A 10,533-nucleotide genomic window follows, 5' to 3' on the forward strand; every position below is an offset into this window, starting at 1 on the left:
AGCTCACAGGATTGAACAACACTATCTATGTGCTGAGTGGTGGAGTATTGAAAGACTCCAAAATAGAAAACGGTCTTGTTGATGTTGCTGCTGGTGCATCAACTCATGGTAATACTCTGAACTCTACTATAACCAATTATTACTCAGGGGCGACATCCAGAGATGATACATGGTTCAATAGCGGGTTTGACTATAACTGGGCGACCTTCGCTTCTGGCGCGATGGTAACAGGAGCGCAGGCTCTTTCAGGTGGTTATATACAGCTGCAGGCAGGCGCCAGTGGTACGGATATACATGCAGTCAATGGTGGTTCCGCGGTTTTCGCTGATGGAACGGCAGAGAGTTTCACTGCGGCAAATGGCGGCTATGTCCAGTCGGGTGCAGCCGTCTATTCCGGTATGGTTCTCAATGGCCAGGCGCATGATAACGCCACGGTGCTCAACGGGATATGGTCGGCAGTCAGCATCGACGGCGTAACGGTATATAAAAGCAATAGCCTCACGGCCCAGTGGCCGGTCGTGCTTGGTACCGGCGCGACGCTCTACGTCATGAGTGGGGCAGTTGCATCGGGCCTGACCGGCCTGAACAATGCCGTATATATCCAGCCCGGCGGTAGTATGGCTGGTTCAAAGCTCGATAATGGCTCCGTAGTCGTGTCCGCAGGCGCTTTGACTCGCGACAACCAGCTCAACTCGACAGCTGTTTACTATCAATCCGGCGCCGCTTCTGAAAACGATACATGGTATAACAGTGGTTACGACTACAACTGGGCTACGTTTGTATCGGGTGCGTCGGTAACCGGCGCACATGTGCTTTCGGGTGGTTATCTGGAAGTGCAGGCAGGTGCGACAGCCTCGAATGTATATGCAGTCAGTGGTGGCTCTGCCATTCTGGCCTCGGGAACGACGAGCGGTTTTACGGCCACTGGCGGCGGGTATGTGCAATCCGGCACGGCCGTCTATTCGGGTGCAGTGATCAACAACCAGTTTCACGATAATGCACCGGTACTCAACGGTGTATGGTCTGCAGTCAGTCTCGATGGTTCGACGAGCTATACAAGCAACGGCGTAACCCTGCAGTGGCCCGTCGCGCTGGGAACCGGATCGGTGCTCTATGTATTCAGTGGAGCCGTCGCTTCAGGTCTGACCGGCCTGAACAATGCTGTATATATCCAGTCTGGCGGTACATTGGCGGGGTCCAGGCTCGATAACGGCGCGATCGTGGTCTCCTCCGGTGCTGTGACCCAGGACAATCTGCTCAACTCGACAGCCACGAGCTACGAAGCCGGTGGAGCGTCGATCAACGATACCTTGTTCAATAGCGGATACGACAATAATTGGGCTATTTTCTATTCCGGTGCTTCGGTAACTGGTACCCAGGTCTCCTCAGGTGCCTATCTCAAGGTCGAGTACGGTGCTCACGCTAGTGATCTTCTGGTTGCCGGTGGGGGTTCGGCCATACTTTTGTCCGACACCACGAATGGCTACACGGCAGGACAGGGTGGTTACGTGCAATCGGGTAATGCTTATTACTCAGGCATGACGATCAATGGCGAGAGCTATGACAACGTCCAGCTGCTCTACGGGGTATGGTCAGCGGTCAATGTGAATGGAGCAACGGTTTATCAAAGCAACGGCACGACGATGCAATGGCCGGTGGCTTTGGGTAACGGTGCTGTGCTTCATGTTGAAAGTGGCGCAGTTGCTTCAGGAATATCGGGTAACGCAGTCGCCATCTATGTCTCCAATGGCGGAACCCTGGCATATTCGCATATTGTTGAAGGGGGCGTGACCGTACTGTCTGGGGGTGTTACCAGCAGCAACGAGTTCAACTCGATCCCGACCGTGATATATTCGGGTGCAAGTTCTGTTGACGATACCTGGTTTAATAGTGGTTACTGTAATGACGGTGTAGCTGTTTATAGTGGCGCATCGATCACCAATGTCACTGTCGGTAACGGCGCATTCATGAACATCGATTATGGTGTGCATATCGGTGGTGATGTCCATGTCAGTTCTGCCGGAACACTCGTCACCTACTCGCCTTTCGGACACGATGTGCCGACGCCTGTGGCTCCTCCGCCTTCGGATGGGACGGTTCTGAGGGGCGTATGGTCCGCTGTTCCCCTTGATGGCACGACGGTATATCAAAGTAATGGTGTAACGGTTTCAGCGCCTGTTTCTGTAGCAGATGGCGCCGTCATCTATGTGCAGAGCGGTGCGGTGGCCAGTAATCTTTCCGGCTACGCAGTTGCGATCTACGTTTCTTATGGCGGCACGTTGGCCCATTCTTATATCCGAGAGGGGAGCGTTACGGTTTTCGGTGGCGGACTGACCAGCGCCAACCAGTTCAACTCGATCCCGACCGCGCTATATTCGGGCGCACGTTCTGTGGACGATACCTGGTTCAATAGCGGTTACTGCAACGACTTTGCGCTCGTCTACAGTGGTGCTGTTGTCAACAATCCCTCGATCGGTTCAGGCGGTGTCATCTCTGGTGCGCCCGGAGCCGTCATCACCACGCCCGCCGTAGCCAATGGTGGTGTGCTGATGGCAAACAATACGGAGATGGATCCCTGTTTCCTTGCAGGCTCGATGATTCGTACTGACAAGGGTGATGTCGCGGTTGAAGACCTGCTCGTCGGCGACATGGTGGCCTGCCTGGTCGAAGGCGAGACCGTTTTCCGTCCTGTCCGTTGGATTGGAAGCCAGCAGAATCAGCTCAGACCCTTCGAACCGCTCGACCTCGCCGGCTATCCCGTTCGTATCTGCGCAGGTGCATTTGGTGAGGCTCTTCCTTATGAGGACCTGCTGGTCACTCCGGAGCATTGCATGCATTTCGATGGACATTTCGTACCGGTGCGGATGCTCGTCAATGGAACCTCGATCTATTACGACCAGTCCCGACCGATTTATCATTATTACCATATCGAACTCGACCCGCACTCCATCATCCTTGCGAACGGCCTGGAAACCGAAAGCTATCTCGACACCGGAAACAAGGCTCACTTCGACAGACAGAAGGGTGCGGAAGGTGTCGTTCTGGGCCAGAGACGCACATGGCACGATGACGCCGCAGCAAAGCTGGAAACGGGCAGGGCTTTTGTCGAACCGATTTACAGGCGGTTCGAGACCAGAGCGAATGGTATGCCCAGAGTCGGGCTCGCCAGCCACGAGCAGGTCGTGTCTCATGACCCGGCTTTGCGTCTGACGACACTCGACGGCCGGACCTTCAATCCCATCAGGCGAAGTGGCGACATCTATACCTTCCTGGTGCCGGGTGGCGTAACTGATATGCGCATCATTTCGCGCACAGGGCGTCCTTGTGATGTCGTTGGTCCCTTTCTCGATGATCGCCGGGCGCTCGGCGTACGGATTGGCAAGATCACCCTTTTCATGAGCGGGGCGACTGCGGCCAATGACGATCATCTCCTCATCCCCTCGCTGGAAGGCTGGCATGGCCTCGAGGCTTCGGGTAGCCGCTGGACGGATGGTATGGCTGTCCTGCGTCTTGAGAACGGGCATTGCAGCGATATGTCATTGATCAGTATCGAGGTGCTGGAAACCGCAGGCTATCTCGAGGGAAATTCATGGGCCGAGCAGCGCTCTGCCTGAGTTGAGCCTTGCTGGCGCCTTGAGGATGGCGCCAGCAAGGCGGCCCGTTTGCAGTGGAGAGAGAAAACCTCTCCACTGCCTTTGGCTATGTCGGGTCGTATAGTCCCTGTCCGTTACACCCGGCAATTTGGGGATCATCAGGGGTTGGGATATGATGTGTGATCCTGAAACCTGAGAGACCCGATCGTGCTTGCAGAAACAGTGACGGCTACCTTGTTTGCAGCGCTGGATCGTCCGGACCTGCAAAGCCTGTCCGATCATCTGGTGTTCGATCTCTCACCACGGCTGAATCTGCCTTTCAGAGTCTCGGCGGGAAAGATAACTCTTGGGGCGATGGCCTTCGAGCGCCCACAAGTGGCACCTGTTCTATTGCGTTATGCGCTTGAATGGGCCTTTCTGCTGCAGATATTGCCGCGTGAACAGCAAAGTCTCGCCGCCTTGGCTGCTGCAAGGGTCGCGGCACTTTTCCACAGTCTTGATTGTGAAAGTCATGATCTGCCAATAGCCCTGGAATGGCTGCGCGACTTCGCTGAACCAGTGCCGCCGTCAGCCGCCCGCGTGGCGGCTCTTTGGCCCGAGTTGACCCAGTTCTGCCCTGAGGCTGCCGTGTCTGTCCGGACGCCAGGCCGCCTGCTCGAGCAGCTCAAGCCGTTCTGGTCCAGTATCGCTCCAGCTGAGTACCTCATGGCCGATGGCGGTGATGAGCGTCTCGCCATCAACCCCGGGACCGGGCTGAATCGCTATGGTTGCTCCCATCGCCCGCGACCCTGGGCGGTAACATTTTCATCCTCTACGGCATCGTCGCTGTCAGAGAGAGGCTATCTGGGGGCTGAAGAGGCCCGCAGACGTTTCCTTGAGGGCTGTCTCGACGGTGTTTCTGCAACCCATATGCGTGAAGGGGCCAGCCTGGAAGTGCGCGCACGTCTTGCCGCGCTGTATGGTCTGATCTCGGCCGAGCAGGTCGTGCTGGCAGCATCTGGGACCGATTGCGAACTTGCGGTTCTGGCGCTCGGTTTGATGCGCGCCCGAGGGCGACCGGTACGCAATATTCTTGTCGCGCCGGACGAGACCGGCAGCGGTGTGCCGCTTGCCGCCCAGGGGCGTCATTTTGCCGAAGGAACAGCTCTTGGCAGTGCTGCCGAAAAAGCCGAATTTCTCGACGGTTTTCCGGAAACGACAGAGATAGCCGGTATCGCGATCCGGAATGATGATGGATCGCCACGTACGGCAGCCGATATTGACGAGGCCTGCCGATGTCTTGTCGAACGTTCGATAAAGGAAGGCTATCACGTCATCCTGCATCAACTCGATATGTCAAAGACAGGGTTGGTGGGGCCCACACGGCGGGTCCTGGACGCATTGGCGCGGGACTGGGCGGATCACCTGACCATTGTTGTCGATGCGTGCCAGGCGCGTCTGGCGTCTGAACGCATCAGGCAGATGGTACAGGCTGGCATGCTGGTCATGACGACCGGTTCCAAGTTCCTGACTGGTCCTCCGTTTTGCGGTGCCTTGTTGCTGCCTGAGTCTTTTGTTGCAGCCTTGCAGGATTTTACGCTTCCTCAGGGCCTCTCAGCGTATTTTCATCGTTGTGAATGGCCTGCGATGCCCAGTTCGACTGGTCTGCCAGACAATGGCAATATCGGTCTTGCCCTGCGCTGGCAGGCGGCGCTGGCTGAGAGTGCGGCTTTTGCAGATGTTCCGGCCACGCGTGTCATTGATATCCTTCAGCAATTCGAGAAACATGCCCGTAAGGTGATTGCCGCCCACCCTCATCTCGATCTTTTGCCAGTGCCGGATCTCGATCGTGCAGCATGTGCGGAAGGTATCAGTTGGGACAGCGTGCCGACGATCTTCTCGTTTCTCGTGCGCGACCCTGCCTGCCCCGAGAGGCCTCTGACACTAGAGAAATCACGCGCGGTTCATCGCTGGCTGAATGCCGATCTTTCTCCATGCATTCCGGGGGCTCCCCTGGCTTCACTGTTATGCCACCTTGGCCAGCCGGTTCCGGTGCCACATCCTGCGCTTGGGGGTGAACTGGCAGGGGCGCTGCGTCTATGTGCAGGGGCCAGGCTGGTATCAGGTGAGCCTTCTCATGCAGGATTTACTGATCCCGTGCGACTGGCGCGCGAATTTGCAGATGTCTGCAGGGCACTCGACAAGATTTCGCTGATTCTTGTCCATCTTGATGTTCTTGAGATCACCAATCCGGTTCCCCGTTACGCTCCCCACTCCCATTCTCTTTGAAAGTCGGTGGTATCATGACCCAGCCCAGCGCAACCCAGACCAATGCTCAGGCGCATGGTCACTTTCTTGACTCCATGCAGTTGCCTTCAGGAGTCACCCGCTTCTGGCTCATTCGTCACGCCATTGTAGAGTCCTCGGCCCGTCTGCGTGTGTACGGTGCATTGGATGTCGAGTTGTGTTCGGAACATCTGGCATTGCAGGTACCGTATTACACTGCATTAGGTCAGCGGTTGCCTGCACAGGCAAACTGGGTGGTGTCTCCCCTCAAGCGAGCACAGGATACGGCTAAAGCGATTTTTTCAGCTGGATATGGCCCACGCAATCTGACAATCGAACCCCGTCTTACAGAACAGTCCATGGGTGAATGGCATGATCTGCCTCATGAGGCTCTGCCGCTGAAATTGCGTCAGACAGCCCACAATTTCTGGTCGCTGTCAGCCTCCGAGCAGCCGCCTGGGGGAGAAAGCATGCTCGATGTCTGTGCCCGTGTTGGACATTCCCTTGATGAAATGGCCGATCGCCATGAAGGACAGGACACGGTAATTGTCAGTCACGGGGGGGCGATCCGGGCTGCGTTGTCTCACGCTCTCAATGTTCATCCGGACACAGGATTGCGTTTTTCGATCCAGAATCTGTCATTGTCCATCATCGAGCGGATCAATGGCGTCTGGCGTGTGGTCACGGTGAATGAACTGCCTTCCGCCTCTACGATCTGAAGTCACGCCTTCCGGCGCCAAGGTATCAGGGTGATGGACCGAAGACGCCATATCCAGGTCTGTGGTTTACTGGAGCAACGAGCGCCGCAGCGACGAGGAAGGTAGAGCATCTTTCAAGATCGACCGTCTGTTGACCCTGTCAATGCGCGCTATTGTCGCAGCAGGTGGAAGATCCTTGGATACTTTCTTTGTATCTCTGGTCACCCCGGCAAGAGGGGCTGCCGAACGGCCCACAAGGTGCTCACAATGCGGACGGCCCAGGCACGCCATTATTGCCAGTGCAGCGCGGCAAGAGTTCGTGTGCTCGGAGGCGATCTGATTTTGCGTCATGTGAAGGGCATTCATGCCTACAGAGGCTCAGACATGATTTGACCTCGAATGAGAGGCAGGCGGAGAACCTCTGTGCAAGAAGCAAACAACAGCTCTCATACATTGCGTCATGATGAAGATGTGATGACGTGGAATCAATGAATTCGGGCATGGTGACGTCTTCTTTAAGCTCATTATGCCAGAACGCTGCTCCCTCGCGTTCATGCGGTTACTGGCTTGTGGCGCTTATGGCTTCATCGGCCTCGGGTGTGACGGGTCTCGATACCGGACAACGCCATCATCCGGGCTGTCATGCGGGGATGAGTTGTGAAAAGCCTTGTGCATCTCGTGAGTGCCGTCATCGGATTGGTGATCGGCTTGCTCGGTATTGGCCTGACCCTGGGGGGTATAGACCTCGCCTGGCTGGGCGGTAGCTGGGCGTATATTCTTCTGGGGCTGATGATGGCCTTCGTCGGCTTTGCGGTCATGGCCCGCAAGGCGATCGCCTTGCCAGTCTCCATTCTGCTCAGTCTTGTGGCCGCCGGTTGGGCGTTCAGTGAAGTGGGTGATGTGTTCTGGCTGGTTGTGCCGCGCGTCGTTGTCTTCATTGCCCTGCCCATTGTTGTCGGTCTCCTGGCCCCGGGCTTCGGTGTGTCGTCGCGTTCGGGCGAAAAGGGGGCATTGCGTTCAAGCGCTGTGCCGCGCGCCTGGGGTTTCGGCATTGCCTCCCTCTATGCGATCATTTTCTGCGGGATCTCGCTGGGCATGTTCCAGCCCCATGCCGAAGTCACAGGCAATGCGGCTGACGCGCCGAAGCCTGACACGGCCCTTGGCCAGCAGAACGGCAATGACTGGCCAGCCTGGGGGCGTAACCTCACGGGTGATCGCTTTGCACCCTATGTGCAGATCAATGCCGGGAACGTTCCGGACCTGAAGCTCGCCTGGAGCTTCCATACAGGGGATCTTGCCATCGACGGCGCCGAGTATCAGGTCACCCCGCTCAAGATTGCCGACACGCTTTATCTCTGCACGCCGCTCAACAAGGTGATTGCGCTCGACCCGGTCACGGGCAAGGAGAAATGGCGCTTTGACCCGCATATGCAGGTGACGCGCGGCAACAAGGGCTGGAAGCGCTGCCGTGGCGTAAGCTACGCGGATATGACAACCATGTCGCTGCTTGCACCGGATGCCAAGGCTTTCGGCCCGCAGGACGTAGCCGATACCACTACAGCGCCGTCTGCTGCCGGGGCCGCTGCCTCCGCAGACACCGCGCCTGCCGCTTCCGTCTTGCCGGCTGCGCCTGCGCCAATCGATGCGTCAGCGCCTTGCGCAAGACGCATTGTCAGCACGACCAATGATGCCCGCCTTTTTGAGCTCGATGCTGCCACAGGTGCACTGTGTCAGGATTTCGGTGATCACGGCATGGTCAACCTGCTTGAGGGGCTCGGGCCGACAGCCCCGGGATCCTATTACCTGACATCTGCGCCGCTGGTGGCAGATGGCGTGATCATGGTGGGTGGCAAGATCAACGACAACATGACCGTGGGTGAGCCTTCCGGCGTCATTCGTGGTTACGATGTCCGTACAGGTCGTCTTGTCTGGGCCTGGGATGCCTCGCGTGGAAACCGCGACAGCCGCCCGCTACCCGCAGGTCAGATCTATGCGCCTGAGACGCCCAATTTCTGGGGCACGGCGTCTTACGATCCCAAGCTCGGCCTTGCCTTTATTCCTATGGGTAATCAGACGCCCGATTTCTGGACCGGTAATCGTCATCCCTATTCGGATGAATATAACGATACCATCCTGGCGCTTGATCTGCGCACGGGTCAGGAGCACTGGCATTTCCGCACAGCCAATAATGACATGTTCGATTATGACGTGACGTCACAGCCGATCCTGTACGATCTGCCCGGGGCGAATGGCGAGACGGTTCCGGTTGTGGTTGGCCTGACCAAGCGCAGCCAGATTTTCGTGCTCGACCGCCGGACCGGCAAGCCTGTGGTCAAGGTGACAGACCGCAAGGTCGCAACCGATGGTATGCCCGGCCAGCGCATCAGCCCGGTCCAGCCCTATTCCGACCTGTCGATCGGTGTTGCGCCGCTCAAGGAAAGCGACATGTGGGGAGCAACGATTTTCGATCAGCTCTATTGCCGCATCGCGTTCAAGAAGATGCGCTGGGAGGGTGAATGGACTCCTCTGAGCGACAAGCAGAAAACACTGATCTGGCCCGGCTATTATGGTGGGTCCAACTGGGGTGGTGGCGCGCTTGACCCGCAGACCGGCGTGTTGGTGGTGAACGATATCCGCATGGCCATGTGGGGTCAGTTCATCAAGCGCGAGGAAGCCGCTCAAGCGGGTCTCGTTCCCTCCACCGAAGGCGAATATTCTGAGCAGCTGGGCACGCCCTGGGGTGTGGAGCGCTCGATGTTCGTCTCGCCCATGGGGGCGCCCTGCTTCAAGCCGCCCTACGGGTCACTGACGGCCATTGATCTCAAAACCCAGAAAACGCTCTGGCAGGTCCCAGTGGGCAGTATTCAGGATGCCGCCATTCACGGTGTCTTTGGACAGAAGGGAATCATTCCGCATATCTATATCCCGGTCGGTATGCCCACCATGGGTGGCCCGCTGCTGACAGGCGGTGATCTCGCCTTCTTCCATGGCTCGCTCGATAACTACCTGCGTGCCTTCGACCTGAAGAGTGGCAAGGAAGTCTGGCGTCAGCGCCTGCCGGTAGGTGGTCAGGGTACGCCGATGAGCTATGTCCAGAACGGCAAGCAATATGTTCTGGTTGTAGCGGGCGGGGCGACACGCACCGGCACGAACGCCAATAAGGGCGACTACGTTCTGTCCTACGCGCTGCCCTCAACGCCCTGAGGTAACGACGTTCCCACCCGGCCCCATGATTGCCGGGTGAGGCAGTTTCCGTCCTTCGCAAGCAGGACGGAAACTGGTCATATGGCAAGGTGCTATATGATATGAGCGCTCCGGGAGCGCCGCACAGCGATTGAATATCCCGCTCCGCACGCACCCATTGCCTTGGCTCTGCTCTGACGAGAGCAGGTCAGGCCGCCTTTTCTTCATCGACAAGGTGGTGCCGATAATCACGGGTCGCCGCTCTTTCACCGCCATGCATGCCGCACAACCGATTGTTTCTGAGAGCATCATTGCGTCTTAGGCCTGCTTCGCAGGATTGCAGACATGAAAAACCCCCTGCCGGATCTGGCAGGGGGCGTTTTGCTGCGTCGTCCTATGCAGGGCTTGGTCAGGCTGGGCGCTTGAGAAGAGAGTTATACAGAGCGGCCAGTTCTGCCGCCTGATCCTCATAATTGGGGAGGCTCGCCTTGTTCGGGTTCACATAGTGATCGAACCGTTCTTGCTGATCGAGAATTGCCTCGACAGCAGCCTGAAGCGGGGCAGGATCATTGATGATCGGGATAAGCGAGCCATTCACGCCATCCACAATCTCCTCGGACTGTCCTCCGGGGGCGGTGGAGATTACCCAGACGTCACGTGAGAGAGCCTCACGAACAGTCAGACCGTAGCTTTCGCGCCATTGCGAAGGGAAAAGAAGCACATCAACCTGATCGTAGAAATCATCCAGCCCAGCCTGATTATAGGCAGGAACGGTCCTGATCGTGCCTTTGACC

At 57.3% G+C, this 10,533-nt stretch carries 5 protein-coding genes; 4 read left to right on the top strand and 1 reads right to left on the bottom strand.

Annotated features, from left to right (window positions below):
* The 4 genes from ED655_RS03295 to ED655_RS03310 all read left to right on the top strand — a co-directional run.
* Window positions 1-3,614 (top strand): Hint domain-containing protein (locus tag ED655_RS03295; RefSeq protein ID WP_162993368.1); only part of this gene is annotated, 3,614 nt, incomplete at its 5' end.
* A 186-nt stretch (window positions 3,615-3,800) separates the two neighbouring features.
* Window positions 3,801-5,861, top strand: a complete 2,061-nt coding sequence (locus tag ED655_RS03300) for a hypothetical protein (RefSeq protein WP_205835978.1) — start codon at window positions 3,801-3,803, stop codon at window positions 5,859-5,861.
* A gap of 14 nt (window positions 5,862-5,875) precedes the next feature.
* The gene (locus ED655_RS03305) at window positions 5,876-6,577 is read left to right on the top strand and encodes a histidine phosphatase family protein (RefSeq protein WP_122048992.1); all 702 of its coding nucleotides are present in this window, start codon (window positions 5,876-5,878) and stop codon (window positions 6,575-6,577) included.
* A 636-nt stretch (window positions 6,578-7,213) separates the two neighbouring features.
* A complete protein-coding gene (locus ED655_RS03310; RefSeq protein ID WP_122048990.1) occupies window positions 7,214-9,760 on the top strand; it encodes a membrane-bound PQQ-dependent dehydrogenase, glucose/quinate/shikimate family in 2,547 nt (848 codons plus the stop codon).
* 388 nt (window positions 9,761-10,148) lie between these two features.
* On the opposite strand, the gene ED655_RS03315 is transcribed toward ED655_RS03310, so the two are convergent.
* The coding region (locus tag ED655_RS03315; protein ID WP_122048991.1) for a glycosyltransferase at window positions 10,149-10,533 on the bottom strand (385 nt) is incomplete at its 5' end.

It is taken from the genome of Asaia bogorensis (assembly GCF_900465345.1).
In the GTDB taxonomy this organism is placed as follows: Bacteria; Pseudomonadota; Alphaproteobacteria; order Acetobacterales; family Acetobacteraceae; genus Asaia; species Asaia bogorensis_A.